This window comes from Frigoribacterium sp. AP1 (genome assembly GCF_056680555.1).
The window spans coordinates 2,256,962-2,275,094 of sequence record NZ_CM155288.1; the positions used below are offsets into that span (position 1 = coordinate 2,256,962).

Genomic DNA, 18,133 nt, shown 5'->3' on the forward strand with positions numbered 1-18,133 from the left:
CGGGCGTTCGTCGTCTCCGGCGACGACGGTGGCGAGGAATCAGTCGCGGCCGGTGCTGCGCTCGTCGAGTGCCGAGGCGAGTTCGGGTGCGGTGAGCTCGCGCGGTGACTCCTCGACGGTCGTCGGGGTCGCGAGGACCTTGGACTCGTCGAGCATGCTGAGCCGACGGGCCGACGGGAGGACCGTCCGCTCGAGCGACCCGACGAACCGGTTGTAGTCGGTGACGCCGGCGCGCAGGGACCGGCCGAGCTTGTCCACGTGACCTGCCATGGTCGACAGCCGCCCGTAGAGCTCGCGGCTGAGGTCGAACAGTTCTTTCGCCTCGGCGGTGACGACGTCCTGCTGCCAGCTGAACGCGACGGTCTTGAGCACCGACCAGAGGGTCACGGGCGACGCCAGGGCGACGCGCTTCTGGAACGCGTAGTCCATCAGAGCCGGATCGGCCTCGAGGGCGGACGACACGAGCGACTCGCTCGGGATGAACGCGATGACGAGTTCGGGCGAGGAGTCCAGCCCGGCCCAGTAGGTCTTGCCCGCCAGGGCGTCGACGTGGGCCCGCAGCGCCTTGACGTGCTGCCGCACGAGTTGGTCACGTCGGGCGCCCTCGTCGCCGGTGGCGGACGCGGGGATGGCGCTGGCCTCGAGATAGGCCGAGAACGGCACCTTGGCGTCGACCGCGATGTTCTTGCCTCCGGGGAGGTGCACCACCATGTCGGGTCGGCCGGAGCCCGCGTCCGACGAGATGGACGTCTGGACGTCGAAGTCCACACGCTCGACGAGACCGGCTGCCTGCACGACGTTGCGCAACTGGGTCTCGCCCCAGACGCCGCGCGTGCTGTTGGACTTCAGTGCCGAGGCGAGCGACTCGGCCGTCCCGCGGAGCCGTTCGCCGGATTCGGCGGCGGTGCGCAGCTGCTCGCTGATGGCGCCGTACTGGAGGGTGCGTTCGGCTTCGAGCTCGGCCACCTTCTGCTGGACGGCCTGCAGGCTCTCGGCCACCGGGCTGAGCGCGACGAGCACCTGACCGTCGGTGCGCGCCCTCTCGGCCTCGGCGATGCGGACGTCGCGGAGGCGGTCCTGGAACTCGCGGAGTCGGTCTTCTTGCTGCGCGATCTGGCGTCGGTACTGGTCGTCCTGGCCGTCGAGGCGCTCGCGGGAGGCGTCGGCAACGGCCCGGGCCGCCGCGAGGTCGGACGACAGGCGCGCCGTCGTCTCGGCCGCGCGGGTGCGGGTGACGAGCGCGCCGACGACGATGCCGAGCACGAGGCCGAGCAGCAGGGCGAGGAACAGGGCGAGCGGGAGGGGCATGACGGCAGTGTGGCAGGGGCCACCGACACCGGCTGGTGGTCGGCACGGTCGAGGCGGACGCGGTCAGCGCGCCGCGGAGGCGTCGTCGTCGAGAAGCTGGAGGCCTCAGCCGAAGGCCATCGGGCGCCGGTCGGCCCGAGGAACGGCGGATGCCGTCGGTTCCCCGGCCGGCTGCAGCACCTTCACCTTGACCGATGCTATCGCCGCGAGTTGTGTCAGGTCGTCGGCGCCGTGGAACAGGGCCGAGTGGGCGACGATGGCCGCGCAGGCCTCGGCGTCGGCGAGGGCGTCGTGGTGTGAGAAGGAGTCGAAGCCGGCGGCCGTCGCGGCGACCGGAAGCCGGTACGAGTCGAGCGAGTAGGTCTTGCGGGCGACCTGCAGGCTGCACAGGTACGACCACGGGGGAGGGGTGAGCCCGGTCGCCGCGCAGGCCGCCTTGATGACGCCCATGTCGAAGCCGGCGTTGTGGGCGACGAACACGTCGTCGCCGGCGAAGTCGGCGAGCAGCTCGAACTGCTCGGCCCAGCCGAAGGCGCCGATCACGTCGCTCGCGACGATGCCGTGGATGCGGGTGTTCCACTCGGAGAACTCGTCGTGCCCGGCCGGTGGCTGGATCAACCAGCCGACCTTGTCGACGACGACCCCGTCGCGGACCTTGACGAGGCCGACGGAGCAGGCGCTGGCGCTGCTCGAGTTCGCGGTCTCGAAGTCGATCGCGGTGAAGTCGATGGGCATTGACTCATGCTCTCACGCGCCTCCGACACCGCCTCCCCAGGCACGGTCGGATGCCGTTCCGTCCCCAGCCGGCTCGACGCCGACGGCACGGCTCGACAGGGCCGGTACGCTTGACCCTCGTGGCTCTCACTATCGCGATCGTCGGACTGCCCAACGTCGGCAAGTCCACCCTGTTCAACGCCCTGACCAAGAACCAGGTGCTGGCGGCGAACTATCCGTTCGCGACCATCGAGCCCAACGTGGGCATCGTCAACCTGCCGGACCCGCGCCTCCAGGTGTTGGCCGGCCTCTTCGGCAGCGAGAAGATCCTGCCCGCGCCGGTGTCGTTCGTCGACATCGCCGGCATCGTCAAGGGGGCGAGCGAGGGCGAGGGGCTCGGCAACAAGTTCCTGGCGAACATCCGCGAGGCCGACGCCATCGCCGAGGTCGTGCGCGGCTTCGACGACCCCGACGTCGTGCACGTCGACGGCAAGGTCGACCCCGAGAGCGACATGGGCACGATCAACACCGAGCTGATCCTCGCCGACCTCGAGACGGTCGAGAAGGCGCTCGTCCGGTACGAGAAAGAGCTGCGGCTGAAGCGCGTCGAGCCGATCGTGCACGAGACGGCCGTCGCCGCCCGAGATGCCCTGCAGCGTGGCGAGGCGCTCTCGGCCACGAACATCGACCTCGAGCCGATCCGTGAGCTGGGACTGCTCACCGCGAAGCCCTTCATCTACGTCTTCAACGTCGACGAGGCCGTCCTCACCGACGAGGCGCGCAAGGCCGAGCTGCAGGCGCTGGTCTCGCCGGCCGAGGCGATCTTCCTCGATGCGCAGGTCGAGTCCGAGCTGATCGGCCTCGACGACGAGGACGCCGCCGAGCTGCTCGCGTCGCTCGGGCAGGACGAGTCCGGTCTCGACCAGCTCGCCCGCATCGGGTTCGAGACGCTGGGGCTGCAGACCTACCTGACGGCCGGCCCGAAAGAGACCCGCGCCTGGACGATCGGCAAGGGCTGGAAGGCCCCGCAGGCCGCCGGAGTCATCCACACCGACTTCGAGAAGGGCTTCATCAAGGCCGAGGTCATCTCGTTCGACGACCTGGTCGAGACCGGCTCCATCGCGGAGGCGCGCTCGGCCGGCAAGGCCCGCATCGAGGGCAAGGAGTACGTCATGCAAGACGGCGACGTGGTGGAGTTCCGCTTCAACAACTGACCCGCCGGCTCGGGGCCGAGCGCCACTCATCTACTCTCAAGCATGAGCCAAACGGATTTCACGCCCTCCGGCACCACCTCCGGCAACCCCGCACTGCTGCGCCTCGGCGTCCTGGCCACCTCGCGCAAGCCCGACGAGCGGCGCCTGCCGATCCACCCCGCGCACCTCGACCGCATCGACGCCGATCTGCGGGCGAACATGACCCTCGAGCGCGGCTACGGCCTGCGCTTCGGCATCCCCGACGCCGACCTCGAGCCCCTCGTGGCGATGGCCGACCGTGACCAGATCGTCGCCGACAGCGACGTCGTCCTGCTGCCCAAGCCCCAGGCCGCCGACCTCGAGGGCCTCCGCGACGGCCAGACCCTCTGGGGCTGGCCGCACTGCGTTCAGGACCGCGAGATCACCCAACTCGCCATCGACAAGCGCCTCACCCTGATCGCGTGGGAGGCCATGAACCACTGGCAGCCCGACGGCGGCTACGGACTGCACGTCTTCCACAAGAACAACGAGCTCGCCGGCTACTGCTCGGTGTTGCACGCCCTCCAGCTCTGCGGCTCGACCGGCGACTACGGCCGTCGCCTCAGCGCCGTCGTCATCGGCTTCGGCGCCACCGCCCGCGGTGCGGTCACCGCCCTCAACGCCCACGGCATCCACGACGTCCGCGTGCTGACGAACCGCAACATCGCCGCCGTCGGCTCGCCGATCCCGTCGGTCGACATCTTCCAGTTCGAGCACGACCCCGAGACGCCCGGCGCCAGCACCGTGAACACCCCCGACGGGCCGGTCGCCCTCGCTCCGTTCCTCGCCGCCGCCGACATCGTCGTCAACTGCACCCTGCAGGACCCGAACGCCCCGCTCACCTACCTCCGCGAGACCGACCTCGACGCGTTCCGCCCCGGCAGCCTCATCGTCGACGTCTCGGTGGACGAGGGCATGGGCTTCGACTGGGCCCGCGCCACGACCTTCGCCGAGCCGCTCGTCACCGTCGGCGCGACCACGAACTACTACGCCGTCGACCACAGCCCGTCACTGCTCTGGAACTCCACGACGTGGGAGATCAGCGAGGCCCTCCTGCCCTTCCTCCGCACCGTCATGGAGGGGCCGACCTCGTGGGCGTCGTCCGACACCATCCGCCGCGCCGTCGAGATCGCGGAGGGGCGGGTCGAGAACGAGGCGATCCTCGAGTTCCAGCACCGCGCCTCCTCGTACCCGCACGCGCCGCTCGCCTGAGCGGAGAGGCAGGCCGGGCGGTCGAGCCGGACTAGACCGCAGGAGGCGCGGCGAGGGCCGCCAGGACGCGCCCGGCCCCGAAGTCCCACGCCTCGTCGACGTCGCCGCCCAGCTGGAAGCCGCCGTTGAGCTCCATGATGACGAAGCCCGCCACCCAGGCCGTCAGGGTGCGGGCGGCGTCGAGGGCGTGCGCCGGCCCGACGAGTTCCTCGCCGACCCGGAGCGCGGCCGCACTCGCCGCGGCACCGAACTCGCGCCGCGCGGTGGGGACGCCGGGCCCGGGCGTCATGACCAATTGGAACGCGGCCGGGCGCTCGTGACCGAAGGCGCGGAAGGCGTCGAGCACCTCGCGGGCCGACCCCGCCCCGTCGAGCCGCGCGGCCAGGTCGGTGAGGGTGGCCTCCGCGACCGACCGCAGCAGCGCCTCCCGGTTCTCGACCCGCTTGTAGAGCGAGGGGGCGCGCACGCCGACCCGCGCCGCGACCGCGGCCATCGTCAGGCCGGCGGGGCCGTCGGCCTCGAGCAGCTCGCGGGCGGCGAGGAGGATGGCGTCGAGCGAAGTGCGGTCCGGTGTGGGCATCCGTCGAGTATAGCTATTGACAATAGCCATGATGGCTAAGTACCGTAGCCATCATGGAACTCGCACCTTACCTCCACCGCATCGGCAACGACATCGTCGCCGCCTACCTCGTCGTCACGCCCGAGGGCGTGACCGTGATCGATGCCGGTCTGCCCGGCCTCTGGTCCGAACTCGTCACCGAACTCGCCGCCGTCGGACGCACCCTCGCCGACGTGAAGGGCGTCGTCCTCACCCACGGCGACTCCGACCACGTCGGTTTCGCCGAGCGGCTGCGTCGCGACCACGGCGTGCCCGTGTACGTCCACGCGGCCGACGCGTCCCGTGCGAAGGGCGGACCGAAGCCGAAGAACGGCATGCCTCCGATGAAGCTCGGCCCCCTGCTGGGTTTCGCCGGCTACAGCCTCCGCAAGGGCGGGGCGAAGACCGCCTGGCTCACCGAGGTCGTCGAGGTGCACGGCGGAGAGACGCTCGACCTGCCGGGCTCGCCCCGGGTCATCCCGATGCCCGGGCACTCCGAGGGCAGCATCGCCGTCTTCGTCCCGAGCGTCGACGCCGTCTTCGTCGGCGACGCCCTGACCACTCGCCACGTGACGACCGGTCACGTCGGGCCCGCACCGGCTCCGTTCACCGACGAGCCCGACCGGGCCCTCGCGTCGCTCGACGCCTTGCTCGAGACGCGTGCGACCTGGGTCCTGCCGGGGCACGGCGCCCCCTGGGGCGGTGGCGTCGACGCGGCGGTGCGCGCCGTCCGAGCCGCCGCCCACTGACCCGGTGGTCCGAGCTCAGACCCCGACCGGCACCGCCGCCGGCGTCACGCGCACCAGCACCGCTTTCGACACCGGCGTGTTGCTGCCGATGGCCGCGCTGTCGAGCGGCACGAGCACGTTCGCCTCGGGGAAGTACGCCGCGGCGCACCCCCGGGCCGTCGGGTAGGCGACGATGCGGTAGTCGCGAAGCACCCGCTCGACGTCGTCGGTCCAGACCGTCGCCACGTCGACCTTCTGGCCGTCGACGAGCCCGAGGTCGTCGAGGTCGAGCGGGTTGACGAACACCACGTGCCGGCCCTTCTTGATGCCGCGGTAGCGGTCGTTGAGGCTGTAGATCGTGGTGTTGTACTGGTCGTGCGAGCGCAACGTCTGCAACAGCAGCGTGCCCTCGGGACGTTCGACGCGCTCGAGGTCGTTGACCGTGATCATGGCCTTGCCGACCTTCGTCGGGAACGTCCGGGAATCGCGCGGCCCGTTCGGCAGGACGAACCCGTCGCGGCTGCGCACCCGCTCGCTGTAGCGCTCGAAGCCCGGCACGACGCGACTGATGTGGTCCCGCAACGTGTCGTAGTCGTCCGCGAAGGCCTGCCAGTCGATCGACAGGTCGTGACGGTCGCCGAGGGTCGCCTGCGCGAGACGGCTGACGATGGCGACCTCGCTGAGCAGGTCGGGCGCGACGGGCGGCACCTGACCGTGGCTGCCGTGCACCGAGCAGACGGTGTCCTCGACCGAGACGAACTGCGGCCCGGCCGCCTGCACGTCGATCTCGGTCCGGCCGAGCGTCGGCAGGATGAGCGCCTCGGCGCCGACGACGGCGTGCGATCGGTTGAGCTTCGTCGACACCTGCACGGTCATGTCGGTGCCGCGCATCGCGGCCTCGGCGAGCCGGGTGTCCGAGATCGCGGCCACGAGGTTGCCGCCCATGCCCATCCAGAACTTGATCCGCCCCTCCTGCATGGCCTTGATGCCCTTGAGGGCGTCGACGCCGTGCTCGCGGGGCGGGTCGAAGCGGAACTCCTTCTGCAGGGCGTCGAGGAACTCGTCCGAGACCTGCTCCCAGATGCCCATCGTGCGGTCGCCCTGCACGTTGCTGTGCCCGCGGATGGGCGAGGCTCCGGCGCCCGGCTTGCCGATGTTGCCCCGCAACAGCAGCAGGTTGATGATCTCCTTGATGGTGTCGACGGCCTTGCGGTGCTGCGTGATGCCCATCGCCCAGGTGATGATCACGCGGTCCGAGGCCAGGTAGCGGTCGGCGAGCTCGTCGATCTCGGCGCGGTCGAGACCGGTGGCCAGCAGCACCTCGTCGTCGTCGACCTGCGCGATGTGCTCGCGGAAGGCCTCGAGGCCGACGGTGTGCTCGGCCAGGAACTCGTGGTCGAGCACCGTGCCGGGCGCGGCGTCCTCGGCCTCGAGGACGCGCTTGGCGACCGCCTGCAGCAGGGCCATGTCGCCGCCGAGCCGGATCTGCAGGAACTGGTCGGCGATCTCGGTGCCGCGTCCCGCGACGCCGCGCGGCAGCTGCGGGTTCTTGTAGCGACGCAGGCCGGCCTCGGGCAGCGGGTTGACCGCGACGATCTTCGCGCCCTTGAGCTTGGCGTCCTCGAGGGCCGTCAGCATGCGCGGGTGGTTGGTGCCCGGGTTCTGCCCGAGGATGACGATCAGGTCGGCCTGCTCGAAGTCGTCGTACGCGATCGTCGACTTGCCGATGCCGACCACCTCGGCCATGGCGAGGCTCGTCGACTCGTGGCACATGTTCGAGCAGTCGGGCAGGTTGTTCGTGCCGAACGCCCGCACGAACAGCTGGTAGGCGAAGGCCGCCTCGTTCGAGGTGCGGCCCGAGGTGTAGAACGAGGCCTCGTCGGGGCTGGCGAGCGACTTCAGCTTGTCGCCGATCAGGCGGAACGCCTCGTCCCACGACACCTCGCGGTAGTGGTCGCTGCCGGCCGGCTTGTGCACGGGCTTGGTGAGGCGACCCTGCATGCCGAGCCAGTACTCGGTCTTGTCGAGCAGGTCGGTCACCGAGTGCTCGGCCCAGAACGTGTCGGGCACGAGCACCGGGTTGGCCTCCCAGGTGACCGCCTTGGCGCCGTTCTCGCAGAACTCGGCCACCTTGCGGTGGTTCGGGTCGGGCCAGGCGCAGCTCATGCAGTCGAAGCCGTCCTTCTGGTTCAGCGACGTCATGAGCTTGACGGTGCGGGCCAGCCCGAGCTGTTTGACGGCCGGGTCCATCGAGTGCAGCACACCGGGCACGCCGGCGGCCCACTCGCGCGGGGGGCCGACCTCGATGTCGGCGTCTGTCACGTCGGAGACGGGCGGTTTCTCGGTCACGGTCTGGTTCCGATCGTCAGGGGGACGGGCGAGGAGGCGCGCGTCGCGCCACCGGGGGAGTCGGGGGAGGACGAGGAGGCGCGGGTCGCGTCGCCGGGGACGCTCGCGTGGGCCGCGGGCTCGGTCCCGTCGGGCTCGCCGAGCCGGTCGGGCCGTGAGTACACGACCATGGACCGACCTCGGAGGAACCCCACGATCGTGACGCCGAGCTCGGTCGCGAGGTCGACGGCGAGCGAGGACGGCGCCGACACGGCGGCGAGCACCGGGATGCCGGCCATCGAGGCCTTCTGCGTCAGCTCGAACGAGGCGCGACCCGAGACCATCAGGACGGTCCCGCTCAACGGCAGCCGCGCCTCCTTGACGGCCCAGCCGACGACCTTGTCGACGGCGTTGTGTCGTCCGACGTCCTCGCGCAGGACGAGCAGCTCGCCGGTGCGACCGTCGAAGAGGGCCGCGGCGTGCAGCCCGCCGGTCTTCTCGAAGACGTCCTGGCCCTCGCGGAGGCGGTCGGGGAAGGTCGCGAGCAGGGCGGGGTCGACGACCAGCGGGTCGTGCAGCACCTCGTGTTGGGACGTCGTGCGCACGGCGTCGATGGAGGCCTTCCCGCAGAGCCCGCACGAGCTCGTCGTGTAGAACGCCCGCTCGAGGCTCGGGTCGGGTGCGGGCACCCCGGGCGCGAGCGTGACGTCGAGCACGTTGTAGGTGTTGAGGCCCTCGGCCGTGGCCCCGGCGCAGTAGCGGGCCGCGAAGAACTCGTCACCGGTCGAGATGACGGCCTCGGACACGAGGAAGCCTGCGGCGAGGTCGAAGTCGTGCCCGGGCGTGCGCATGGTGATGGCGAGAGACGTGCCGCCGACGCGGATCTCGAGCGGCTCCTCGACGGCGAGGGTGTCCATGGTCTTGCGGACCCCTGCGGTGCCGTCGTCGCCGACCGTGATGCGGGTCACCGGCTTGCGGGACGTGATGCGTGCCATGGGTCAGGTCTACCCCTCGAACCCGGGATCCGAAAGCCGGCGAGGCTCGCGTCTCACCACGGCAGGCCGAGCGACGGGACGACGTCGCCGGCCCGCGCGCCACCTTCAGGCACGATCAGCAGCCCGTCGGCGTCGGCCAGGCCGCGCAGCATCGCGGACGACTGGCGCTCGGTCGGCACGGCACCGTCCGGCGTCAGCCGGTACGCCTGCACGAGCGCCCCGGCTCGCGGGTGGGCCACGTCGACGGCGAGCGTGACGGACCCGGGAGGCGCGGGTCGCCTGCCGAGGAGGCCGTCCACCACCGCGGTCCCCACGACCACGAGCCCCACGTAGGCGGCCATCGGGTTGCCCGGCAGGCACAGGTACAGCGTCCCGCCCCGCCGCGCGACGACCAGGGGCTGCCCCGGACGCATGGCGAGGCCGTCGACGACCAGCTCGGCGCCCAACCGGTCGAGGGCGGCACGGACGTGGTCGGTCGGGCCGTGGGCGGTGCCTCCGGTCGTCACCACGAGGCGACTGTCCGGGCGGTCGAGCGCGGCGACGGTGGAGTCGAGGTCGTCGGCCACGCGCGTCGTCGTCGCGGGCGCGGTCCCGAGGGCCTCGAGGAGGCGCGGCACCGGCACCGAGAACACGTCGCGGACCGTGCCACGCGCGGGCACGCCCTCGGCCACGACCTCGTCGCCGAGCACGGCCAGGGCGACCGACGGCCGCCCGACCACGGACACGTCGTCGTGCCCACCCAGGGCCAGCACGGCCACGCGGGGCGGGGTGAGGAGCGTGCCCGCGGCGACCAGGGCGTCGCCTCGGTCGATCTCCTCCCCGGCCCGGCGGACGTGCGACGGGCGGCGCGGGTCGTCGTCGGCCGTGAGGACGTCGTCGGCCACGTGCCCGGACTCCGAGCGCAGCACGCGGTCGGTCCCGGTCGGCACGACGGCTCCCGTGGTCACCGGTCGGGCGACCCCGGGCACCAGCGACTCGGCGTCCTCGGCGACCGGGCCCGCGACGATCGACGGGCCGAGTCGCCACGGCCCCTCGCCGGCGACCGCCCAGCCGTCCATCGCCGAGACGTCGGAGCCGGGCACGCGCGCGAGGCTGGTCACGTCGTGGGCCAGCGTCCGGCCGACGGACTCGCCCAGCAGGACGGTCTCGAGCTGCCGGGGCAGGGCCCGGGCGGCGTCGGCCGCCTCGGCGCGGGCGACCCGCCAGTCGGCCCGCCGGACCGTCACGCCGGGTCGGCCGTGGCGAGCGCGGTGGCGGTCGCGACCGCGCGGTCGAGCTCGGCCTGCGAACCGCCGGCGAGTCCTGCGGCGTAACCGACGAGGAACGTCGTCAGCGGAGCGGCCGGGCGGGCGACGCCGTGCGCCGCGTCGCGGGCGAGGTCGAGCACCTCGGGGATGTCGACCACGAAGTCGTCGGGCAGGCCGAGGGCCCGGACGAGTCGTGCGGCCCAGGCGTCGAGTTCGGCAGGTGTGTCGGTCATGGTCGACACTCAACCAGTCGCGTCGGACTCGCGCCGGACGACACCCAGGCGCTCGGCGTCGTCCGCGGTGTCGACGTCGGCGCAGAGCTCGTCGGGCACGGGCACCTCGAGCAGGTCGAGCCCGTCGAGCAGACGGCGCAGCGAGAGGCCGGCGAGGGGGCCGTCGGCTCGCAGCGCCGCGAGTCGGGTCTCGAGGGCGCAGGTCCGGTAGAGCCCGAGCAGCGGCTGACGTCGCCCGTCCGAGTCGATCGCCAGCAGGCCGTCGCGGCGCTCGCCGTCGCCGTCGCCGGCGAGCAGGGCCTGCACCGCCTCGGGTGCCCGCGGCACGTCGCAGGCCAGCACGAGGGTCCACGGCGCCGCGACCTCGACGACGTCGAGACCGGCCGCGAGGGCCGCGACCGGCCCGGACCGGGCGGGCTCCTCGCGGGTCAGCAGTGCCCCGGCGGGCGGCACCCGGCCCTCGCGCAGACCGACCACGACGAGGGTGCGGGCGCCGGCCGAGGCCTCGACGGCCCGGTCGAGCAGTGTCGCGTCGCCGCTGGTGAACCCGGTCTTGTCGGCGCCCTGGACCCGGGAGGCGCGACCCCCCGCGAGCAGGACGGCGTCGAACACGAGGCTCACGATCACCCGCGCGGTCCGGTCGCGGCGAGCCGGGCGGCCAGCGCGCCTTCGTCGGGGACGAACCAGACGTGCCGACCGCGGTTGGACTCCCGCACCCGGTCACGGAACGCGGCGCTCGCCGCCTCGTGGCGCCCGACGTCGCCCAGCACCACCAACTGCACGCGGTAGTCCACGAGCTTCTGGGCGAACTCGCCCGCCCGGCGGGTGCTCAGGTCGAAGAAGGCCGGGTCGAGACGGGCGACCGGCACGACGAGGACCGACGCGTCCGCCCCGAACGCCTCGCCGACGAGGTCGACGGCGTCCGTCTCGGTCGACAGCCGCGGCCCGACCGGGTCGACGTGCAGGACGCGATGAGGGCCGTGGTCGTCGATGCGCATGCCCACAGGGTAGGTCGTCCAGGTACGACGACTTCTCGGTCGTCAGACCGAAAACCCCCGAACCGTACGGCAGCGTGCCGTACACTCGCGGGATGGCCACCACCAAGAACGACCGACTCGACCTGCGCCTCACGTCGCAGCAGAAGCGCGAGATCGAACAGGCGGCCGCGATCAGCGGCCGGTCAGTGACGGACTTCTCCGTCTCGGCCCTCGTCGAGAAAGCCGAGGGCACGATCCGGAGCGAGCGCGAGATCGCCATGTCTCAGCAGGGTTTCGACGCGTTCTCGGCCGCGCTCGACAGGCCCGCGCGTTCCGTCGCCGGTCTCGCCGATCTGCTCGCTCGTCCTTCCGTCTTCGAGTGACGGTCCTGCGGCGTCCTCGGCCCGTCACCGCCGCCGACGACACGAGTCACTTCGACTGCGGCAACGCCTCGCTGACGAGCTGGCTGCAGATCCGGGCCATCCGCAACGAGGCCGGGGGAGCGTCGCGGACGTTCGTCTCGATGGACGACGCGGCCGGGGTGATCGCGGGGTACTACTGTCTGGCGGCGAGCTCGCTGCGGCCGGACGAGGCCCCGGGCGGACTCCGTCGCAACATGCCCGACCCCATCCCGGTCGTCCTGATCGGGCGACTCGCGGTCGGTCTCGACTACCAGGGGCGAGGTCTCGGCGCGTCCCTGCTCCAGGACGCGGTCCTCAAGAGCGTCGAGGCATCACGCTTGGTGGGGGCCCGGGCCGTCATCGTCTACGCGATCGACCACGAAGCGGTCTCGTTCTACGAGCGTTTCGGGTTCACCTCGATGCCCGGCTCCGAGCGGTGCCTCTACCTGCTCATGTCCGATGCCGAGAAGACCCTGGGCGAGGTCGCCGAGGGGACGGGCTCGACCCGGGGCTGAGAACCTCCCGCCACCGGTGTGGTCCGGCGCACGCGACCGGACGCAGGAGGCGCGGTGCCCGACGAACGGACACCGCGCCTCCTGCAAGCCTGACGGGCGTCAGCCCGCGGCGACCTGCTGGTCGCGCTTCGGGAGCACCCAGCCCGGGCGCACGAAGTGGCAGGTGTAGCCGAAGGGGTCCTTCTCGAGGTAGTCCTGGTGCTCTTCCTCGGCCTCCCAGAAGTCGCCGGCGGCGGTGACCTCGGTGACGACGGTGCCCGGCCAGATGCCCGACGCGTCGACGTCGGCGATGGTGTCGAGGGCCGTCGCACGCTGCTCGTCGTTCGTGTAGAAGATCGCCGAGCGGTAGCTGTCGCCGACGTCGTTGCCCTGGCGGTCCTTCGTCGACGGGTCGTGGATCTGGAAGAAGAACTCGAGGATCTCGCGGTACGAGGTCAGGCCCGGGTCGAACACGATCTCGACGGCCTCCGCGTGACCGCGGTGGTTGCGGTAGGTCGCGTTCGGCACGCTGCCGCCCGAGTAGCCGACACGGGTCGAGACGATGCCCGGTCGACGGCGCAGCAGCTGCTGGGCACCCCAGAAGCAACCGCCGGCGAGGATCGCGGTCTCGGTCGTGCCGCTGGGGGCGGGGGTGGATTCGGGGGAGAAGAGCGTCATGTAGGCACCGTATCCTTCGGTTTCGAGTGAGGCGTAGGGGACGAAGCGGAGAGCCGCCGAGTTGATGCAGTAGCGCAGCCCGCCGGTGGCGGTGGGGCCGTCGCGGAAGACGTGGCCGAGGTGGCTGTCCCCGGCGGTGGAGCGCACCTCGGTGCGCTTGAAGAACAACCCCTCGCGCTTCTCGACGACGTGTTCGGCGTCGATCGGGCGCGTGAAGCTCGGCCAGCCCGTGCGGCTGTCGAACTTGTCGACCGAGGCGAACAGGGGCTCGCCCGAGACCACGTCGACGTAGATGCCCGCGTCCTTCGAGTCCCAGAACTCGTTGCGGAACGCCGGTTCGGTACCGCCGCCCTGGGTCACGCGGCGTTGGGTCGAGGTGAGGCGGGCGACCGCCTCGGGGTCTTTCCGGTACTGGTTCGACATGATGCCTCCTGTTCGTCGGCGTCGGGGCGATCGGATGGGGTCGGGTGCCCGCGATCGCGTCGATGCCTCTCACGACAACAACCGGGCGGCGCCGGGTGTTCCGTCGGCCTGCGAGGATCGACGCATGAGCCTGATCCGACTGAACGACGTGACCGTCCGCTTCGACGGCACCCCGGTGGTGCGCGAGGCGTTCTTCCGCCTCGACGAGAAGGAGCGCGTGGGGATCGTCGGTCGCAACGGCAGCGGCAAGTCCACGCTGCTCAAGCTGATGCTCGACCAGGTGCAGCCGGACGAGGGCACGGTCACCCTCGAGCAGGGCGTGCGGGTGGGGTACTTCTCGCAGTTCTCCGAGTTGGACGGCACGCAGACGATCGTCGAGGTGCTGACCGGACTCTTCGCCCACGAGCGGGCGATCGAGGCCGACCTGGCGCAGATCGACGCCGACATCGCCGTGGTCGCGATGGACCCCGACGGCGGGGACGCCCTCGACCAGCTGATCCACCGGCAGTCCGAGCTGTTCGCCGAGATGGACCGCGTCGACGGCTGGGAGTACCCGCGCCGCATCGACACCGCCCTCAGCGTGCTCGGCTTCAGCGAGGCCCACCGCACGAGCTCGATCGACGACCTCAGCGGTGGCTGGCGCAACCGGGCGGCCCTGGCGAAGATCGTCCTCGAGGACCCCGACGTGCTGCTGCTCGACGAGCCGACGAACTTCCTCGACGTGGCGGGAGTCGAGTGGCTCGAGTCCTGGTTCCGCGACTTCCACGGCGCGGCCGTCGTCGTGTCGCACGACCGCAGCTTCCTCGACGCGGTCGTCACCCGCATCGTCGAGGTCGAGAACTTCCACCTGCACGACTACCCGGGCGACTTCGCCGAGTACGTCGTGCAGAAGCAGTTCCGGTTGAAGAGCCTCGAGCAGCAGTTCGTGCACGAGTCCGAGCTGCTCGCCTTCGAGGCCGAGGGCATCTCGGACCGCCGCGACGCCGCGAAGGCCGCCAAGCGGCAGGACGGCGGCGACCTGCTCAAGCAGCTGGCCAAGGTGAAGAAGTCGCGGGCCCCGCGCCCGGTCGACCAGATCATCACCGAGATCTACTCGGGGCTGCACGTCAAGGACGTCCTCTGCCGGGTCGACGGCCTCGGCAAGGCCCGCGACGACCGCACGCTCTTCGACGACCTCACCTTCGAGCTGCGCCGGGGCGACCGCCTGGTGATCACGGGGGCGAACGGCAGCGGGAAGAGCACGCTGCTGCGGGTGCTGACCGGCGAGGAACGCGCGGACGCCGGTCGGGCCGCCTGGGCGGGCGGGGTCAAGGTGGTCTCGTACGACCAGGTGCTCGCCGAACTCGACGACGACGACACCGTCACGCACTCGGTCAACGCGATGCCCGACAGCCTCGCCCTGACCGCGACGCGCAAATCGGTCGGACGGTTCCTCGCGATGTTCCAGTTCAGCGAGGCCGATCTCAAGAAGCGCATCGGCGCGCTCTCCGGTGGTCAGCGGGCCCGCGTCGCGATGGCGCAGTGCCTGCTCTCGGGTGCCTCGGTGCTGCTGCTCGACGAGCCCACCAACCACCTCGACGTGCCGAGCGCTCAGGTGATGGAGCGGGCGCTGCAGCACTTCCCCGGGGCGGTCGTCGTGGTCAGCCACGACCGGTTCTTCGCCGACAAGGTCGCCACCCGCCGGCTGGTGTTCGGGGCGGATGCCGAACGGCCCGAACGGGTGGCGGTCACCGCGGCCTGAGCCGCGGGGCGCCGGGCGCGAGGCGCGGCGCGCGAGCCGCGTCGGCGGGCGTCGGGGCTCAGCCCTCGGTCGTGAGCGGCCCGACGACGTCGGCGACGCCCGACACGACGAGCCCGTCGGCACCGTGGTCGAGGGCGGTGTGCGCCGCGTCGAGGTCGGGCACGATGTGGCCGTACACGGGCTTGCCGGTCGCCGCGAGGGTCGACCAGGTGGCGGCCGGGGCGGCCCAGTCGAGGCCGAGCATGCTCCAGGAGCCGGAGGTGCGGGTCAGCAGCTCGGGATCGCCCGCCAACTCGTCGGCGTAGTAGTACCCCCAGGTCTCGCACCCCCGCGCGGTGGCGAGGTCGCCCCACTCGGTCTGCGTGCAGTAGCCCTTGCCGACCAGGGTCTGCGTCAGGTCGGCGGTACCGAGCTGGGTCCGGGCGATCTCGAACAGTTCGGGGTAGAAGTCGGCCCCGACGTACTTCGGGTCGACGAACAGGGCGTGGTCGCGGCCGAACTCGAGCACGATCTCGTCGAAGCGCGCGTAGGGCTGGTCCGACTGCCCGGGGTCGCTCGTCCCGGCCGCCGAGATGCGGTACCGCTGCACCTCGCTCCAGGTGTGCTCTGCGGCGACGAAGCCGGACGTGCCCGAGGTGCGGTCGAGGGTCTCGTCGTGCAGGCCGAACCACACTCCGTCCGAGGTGCGGGAGAGCGACATCTCGAGGGCGTCGACCCCGGCCGCGACCGACTGCCGGTAGGCGAACAGAGACATCTCGGGCCAGTCGCGTGATCCGCCGCGGTGCGCGACCGTGGCGGGACGCGCGGCCCGCAGGGCGTCGACCGGCCGAGGAGGCGCGGTCGGCGTGACCTGCGCCTCCCCGGTCACCCGCGCGGTCCGCAGGGCCACGCCCGCTCCCACGGCGCCGAGGACGGCCACGCCGCCCACGCCGAGCAACACGGTGCGTCGGTCGACGCGGGCTCGCGGACGCGGGGAGGAGGGCATGAGCCCATCTTGGGGGTCCCCGATCGCGGTCCGTGACGTGGCCGGCCGGGATCACCCGGCGTTCGCCCGGGTCAGTCGGCCGCGTACTCGTCGAGGGCGGGCAGCGGACGACCGTCGAAGTCCCACATCGCCTGGTTCTCCCACGCGTTGCCCGAGGTCGGGTCGTCCGGGTCCCAGCCGGCCCCGTCGACCGCCGTCCACGCGGGCTCCCAGGCCACGACGCCGATGCCGCGGCCGCCGGGGGCCGACGCCACGACGTCCTGGATCGCCCGGAAGTTCGCGGCCTGGCCCTCGGGCGTCGCCGGGTAGCCGGCGACCAGCTGTGACGGGTCGACGACGACGTTCTCCCAGGCGTGGTCGGGATCGTCCTCGAGCGTCCACGGGTACGAGGTCTCGACGATGAGCACGTCGCGGTCGTAGCGCGCCGCCAGCGTCGTGACCGCCTGCTGCATGCCCGACAGCCCGCCGTGCCAGTAGCCGTAGTACGACAGGCCGATCAGGTCGAACGGCACCCCGCGTGAGGTCGCCTCGTCGAACCACCAGGTCAAGCCGTCGATCCCGTTGTTGATGTTCGTCAGGTGCAGCACCACCTGCGTCGTCGGCGAGACCTCCTTCACCGCCGTAGCACCGGCCGTGAGGAACATCGCCAGGTCGTCCCATTGCGCGCCGCTGACGCCGTCGCTCGGGTCGACGTCCCAGGTCTGGCCCAGCGGCCAGACCATGCCGGGGTTGATCTCGTTGCCGACCTGCACGGCGTCCGCGGTGATGCCCTCGGCGGCGAGGGCGTCGAGCACGCTGCGGGTGTGGTCGTGGATCTTCGTGGCGACCTCGGGGGCGCTCAGCCCGAGCCAGGCCTTCGGCATGGTCTGGGCGCCCGGGTCGGTCCAGCGGTCGCTGTAGTGGAAGTCCACGAGCAACTGCATGCCCGCCGCCTTCACCCGCGCGGCCGTCGCGACGACGTCGTCCTGGTCGTTGTAGCCGTCGGTCGGGTCGACCCAGACCTTCAACCGCACCATGTTCGCGCCGTGGTCGGCGAGCTGCTGCACGGCATCCGTCGGACGACCGGCGGCGTCGAGGTAGACGGCTCCGCGGTCCTCGTTGCGGGGCAGACCCGAGAGGTCGGCGCCCCGCACGTCGCGGGTGACACGGCCCGGCGTGAAGGTCACGTCATCCATGCTCGCCCAGGCCCCCGCGGCTCCCGACGTGGTGAGCGTGGGCGTGCACTGGCTGTGCGTCACCTCGGCCGAGACCGACAGGTGCAGCCAGCCGTCGTCGGACTCGGTCGAGGGGACGACCGTCGTGCCCGCGGCGTCCGTGCTCGCGCCGGAGCCGCACCCGGTCAGCGAGAGCGTGCTCGTGGCCAGGCCGCCACCGCTCTTCACCCAGGCCGAGAAGGTCCACCAACCGGGCGTGACCTTCTTGAGCTTCTGGCTGGTTGTGGCCGTGCCGGCCGTCGACAGCACGTGCGTCAGGCGCGTGGGCGAGTCGTGCCCACCCGCCTCGAGCGTCGTGGTGCCCTTCCCCTTCGAGACCCAGCCCGCCGCTCCCTGCTCGAAGCCGGGGTCCTGCACGACGACCGGGCGTGGGGCCGGGCCGCCGGGGGCCGCGGTCGCGGGGGCGCCCGACAGCAGGCCGGCTCCCAGGGCCGCCGTGGCGAGGGCGGCGCCGACGGCGAGACCGCGTCGGCCCCTCCGGTCGATCCGGGTACGGGGTGGGGTGGTGGATTGTGTCATCGTGTCGTCCTCCTTGACGATCGGTGTGGCGGGGTGCTGCGGGTGCGGGGTGGGGCTCTCGAGGGGTGGGTGCAGGAGGCGCGGCGCCGGTCTCGGCACCGGCACC

18 protein-coding genes are annotated in these 18,133 nt (G+C 71.9%); 6 read left to right on the forward strand and 12 right to left on the reverse strand.

The window, feature by feature from the left end:
• Positions 1 to 39 precede the first annotated feature (39 nt).
• Entirely contained in the window at positions 40 to 1,308 is a 1,269-nt protein-coding gene (locus AC1MBW_RS10805) for a DNA recombination protein RmuC (protein WP_480024472.1), read from the reverse strand.
• A gap of 105 nt (positions 1,309 to 1,413) precedes the next feature.
• A complete protein-coding gene (locus AC1MBW_RS10810) occupies positions 1,414 to 2,043 on the reverse strand; it encodes an exonuclease domain-containing protein (protein WP_054145562.1) in 630 nt (209 codons plus the stop codon).
• Between the two features lie 119 nt (positions 2,044 to 2,162).
• Between AC1MBW_RS10810 and ychF the strand changes: the two genes are divergently transcribed.
• Both ychF and AC1MBW_RS10820 read left to right on the forward strand, forming a co-directional pair.
• Positions 2,163 to 3,236 carry a redox-regulated ATPase YchF gene (ychF, locus tag AC1MBW_RS10815; protein ID WP_054145575.1) on the forward strand — a complete coding sequence of 358 codons (1,074 nt, stop codon included), beginning with the start codon at positions 2,163 to 2,165 and terminating at the stop codon, positions 3,234 to 3,236.
• A gap of 42 nt (positions 3,237 to 3,278) precedes the next feature.
• Positions 3,279 to 4,466: a N(5)-(carboxyethyl)ornithine synthase gene (locus tag AC1MBW_RS10820; RefSeq protein WP_480024473.1), complete on the forward strand. Its 1,188-nt coding sequence runs from the start codon at positions 3,279 to 3,281 to the stop codon at positions 4,464 to 4,466.
• Positions 4,467 to 4,497: 31 nt separating this feature from the next.
• Here the strand turns inward: AC1MBW_RS10820 and AC1MBW_RS10825 are convergent, their stop codons facing one another.
• Positions 4,498 to 5,046 carry a TetR/AcrR family transcriptional regulator gene (locus AC1MBW_RS10825; protein WP_480024474.1) on the reverse strand — a complete coding sequence of 183 codons (549 nt, stop codon included), beginning with the start codon at positions 5,044 to 5,046 and terminating at the stop codon, positions 4,498 to 4,500.
• Between the two features lie 53 nt (positions 5,047 to 5,099).
• Here AC1MBW_RS10825 and AC1MBW_RS10830 point away from each other — a divergent pair, with 53 nt between their 5' ends.
• Entirely contained in the window at positions 5,100 to 5,813 is a 714-nt protein-coding gene (locus AC1MBW_RS10830; RefSeq protein ID WP_480024475.1) for an MBL fold metallo-hydrolase, read from the forward strand.
• Positions 5,814 to 5,828: 15 nt separating this feature from the next.
• On the opposite strand, the gene AC1MBW_RS10835 is transcribed toward AC1MBW_RS10830, so the two are convergent.
• The 6 genes from AC1MBW_RS10835 to AC1MBW_RS10860 are packed head-to-tail and all read right to left on the reverse strand — an operon-like array spanning position 5,829 to position 11,593.
• On the reverse strand, positions 5,829 to 8,141 hold the full coding sequence (locus AC1MBW_RS10835; RefSeq protein WP_054145560.1) for an FdhF/YdeP family oxidoreductase: 2,313 nt from the start codon (positions 8,139 to 8,141) through the stop codon (positions 5,829 to 5,831).
• Complete coding sequence (gene fdhD, locus AC1MBW_RS10840; protein WP_480024476.1) at positions 8,138 to 9,115, reverse strand: formate dehydrogenase accessory sulfurtransferase FdhD; 978 nt, start codon at positions 9,113 to 9,115, stop codon at positions 8,138 to 8,140. Before fdhD ends, AC1MBW_RS10835 begins: the two co-directional genes overlap by 4 nt.
• Before the next feature lie 53 nt (positions 9,116 to 9,168).
• Positions 9,169 to 10,341: a molybdopterin molybdotransferase MoeA gene (locus AC1MBW_RS10845; protein WP_480024477.1), complete on the reverse strand. Its 1,173-nt coding sequence runs from the start codon at positions 10,339 to 10,341 to the stop codon at positions 9,169 to 9,171.
• Positions 10,338 to 10,595 (reverse strand): DUF6457 domain-containing protein, encoded by a 258-nt coding sequence (locus tag AC1MBW_RS10850; protein WP_054145574.1) that lies wholly within the window; start codon positions 10,593 to 10,595, stop codon positions 10,338 to 10,340. Before AC1MBW_RS10850 ends, AC1MBW_RS10845 begins: the two co-directional genes overlap by 4 nt.
• A gap of 9 nt (positions 10,596 to 10,604) precedes the next feature.
• On the reverse strand, positions 10,605 to 11,216 hold the full coding sequence (gene mobA / locus AC1MBW_RS10855; protein WP_480024478.1) for a molybdenum cofactor guanylyltransferase: 612 nt from the start codon (positions 11,214 to 11,216) through the stop codon (positions 10,605 to 10,607).
• 2 nt (positions 11,217 to 11,218) lie between these two features.
• Positions 11,219 to 11,593 carry a DUF4180 domain-containing protein gene (locus AC1MBW_RS10860; RefSeq protein ID WP_480024479.1) on the reverse strand — a complete coding sequence of 125 codons (375 nt, stop codon included), beginning with the start codon at positions 11,591 to 11,593 and terminating at the stop codon, positions 11,219 to 11,221.
• A gap of 92 nt (positions 11,594 to 11,685) precedes the next feature.
• Here AC1MBW_RS10860 and AC1MBW_RS10865 point away from each other — a divergent pair, with 92 nt between their 5' ends.
• Together AC1MBW_RS10865 and AC1MBW_RS10870 are read left to right on the forward strand one after the other, a co-directional pair.
• Entirely contained in the window at positions 11,686 to 11,955 is a 270-nt protein-coding gene (locus AC1MBW_RS10865; protein WP_055974103.1) for a type II toxin-antitoxin system TacA family antitoxin, read from the forward strand.
• Positions 11,952 to 12,488 (forward strand): GNAT family N-acetyltransferase, encoded by a 537-nt coding sequence (locus AC1MBW_RS10870; protein WP_480024480.1) that lies wholly within the window; start codon positions 11,952 to 11,954, stop codon positions 12,486 to 12,488. The genes AC1MBW_RS10865 and AC1MBW_RS10870 overlap by 4 nt, the downstream gene beginning before the upstream one ends.
• Before the next feature lie 99 nt (positions 12,489 to 12,587).
• On the opposite strand, the gene AC1MBW_RS10875 is transcribed toward AC1MBW_RS10870, so the two are convergent.
• On the reverse strand, positions 12,588 to 13,568 hold the full coding sequence (locus AC1MBW_RS10875; RefSeq protein ID WP_480024481.1) for a bifunctional methionine sulfoxide reductase B/A protein: 981 nt from the start codon (positions 13,566 to 13,568) through the stop codon (positions 12,588 to 12,590).
• A gap of 124 nt (positions 13,569 to 13,692) precedes the next feature.
• Here AC1MBW_RS10875 and AC1MBW_RS10880 point away from each other — a divergent pair, with 124 nt between their 5' ends.
• Entirely contained in the window at positions 13,693 to 15,309 is a 1,617-nt protein-coding gene (locus tag AC1MBW_RS10880; RefSeq protein WP_480024482.1) for an ABC-F family ATP-binding cassette domain-containing protein, read from the forward strand.
• Between the two features lie 58 nt (positions 15,310 to 15,367).
• On the opposite strand, the gene AC1MBW_RS10885 is transcribed toward AC1MBW_RS10880, so the two are convergent.
• The gene (locus AC1MBW_RS10885) at positions 15,368 to 16,294 is read right to left on the reverse strand and encodes a glycerophosphodiester phosphodiesterase (RefSeq protein ID WP_480024483.1); all 927 of its coding nucleotides are present in this window, start codon (positions 16,292 to 16,294) and stop codon (positions 15,368 to 15,370) included.
• A 71-nt stretch (positions 16,295 to 16,365) separates the two neighbouring features.
• Complete coding sequence (locus AC1MBW_RS10890; RefSeq protein ID WP_480024484.1) at positions 16,366 to 18,027, reverse strand: glycoside hydrolase family 53 protein; 1,662 nt, start codon at positions 18,025 to 18,027, stop codon at positions 16,366 to 16,368.
• Positions 18,028 to 18,133: the final 106 nt, after the last annotated feature.

Coding starts and splice junctions, on each gene's coding strand:
- AC1MBW_RS10805 (WP_480024472.1), bottom strand. CDS start 1,308: ATGCCCCTCCCGCTCGCCCTGTTCCTCGCCCTGCTGCTCGGCCTCGTG.
- fdhD (WP_480024476.1), bottom strand. CDS start 9,115: ATGGCACGCATCACGTCCCGCAAGCCGGTGACCCGCATCACGGTCGGC.
- AC1MBW_RS10860 (WP_480024479.1), bottom strand. CDS start 11,593: ATGCGCATCGACGACCACGGCCCTCATCGCGTCCTGCACGTCGACCCG.
- AC1MBW_RS10810 (WP_054145562.1), bottom strand. CDS start 2,043: ATGCCCATCGACTTCACCGCGATCGACTTCGAGACCGCGAACTCGAGC.
- AC1MBW_RS10850 (WP_054145574.1), bottom strand. CDS start 10,595: ATGACCGACACACCTGCCGAACTCGACGCCTGGGCCGCACGACTCGTC.
- AC1MBW_RS10885 (WP_480024483.1), bottom strand. CDS start 16,294: ATGCCCTCCTCCCCGCGTCCGCGAGCCCGCGTCGACCGACGCACCGTG.
- AC1MBW_RS10890 (WP_480024484.1), bottom strand. CDS start 18,027: ATGACACAATCCACCACCCCACCCCGTACCCGGATCGACCGGAGGGGC.
- AC1MBW_RS10880 (WP_480024482.1), top strand. CDS start 13,693: ATGAGCCTGATCCGACTGAACGACGTGACCGTCCGCTTCGACGGCACC.
- AC1MBW_RS10875 (WP_480024481.1), bottom strand. CDS start 13,568: ATGTCGAACCAGTACCGGAAAGACCCCGAGGCGGTCGCCCGCCTCACC.
- AC1MBW_RS10825 (WP_480024474.1), bottom strand. CDS start 5,046: ATGCCCACACCGGACCGCACTTCGCTCGACGCCATCCTCCTCGCCGCC.
- AC1MBW_RS10830 (WP_480024475.1), top strand. CDS start 5,100: ATGGAACTCGCACCTTACCTCCACCGCATCGGCAACGACATCGTCGCC.
- AC1MBW_RS10820 (WP_480024473.1), top strand. CDS start 3,279: ATGAGCCAAACGGATTTCACGCCCTCCGGCACCACCTCCGGCAACCCC.
- AC1MBW_RS10865 (WP_055974103.1), top strand. CDS start 11,686: ATGGCCACCACCAAGAACGACCGACTCGACCTGCGCCTCACGTCGCAG.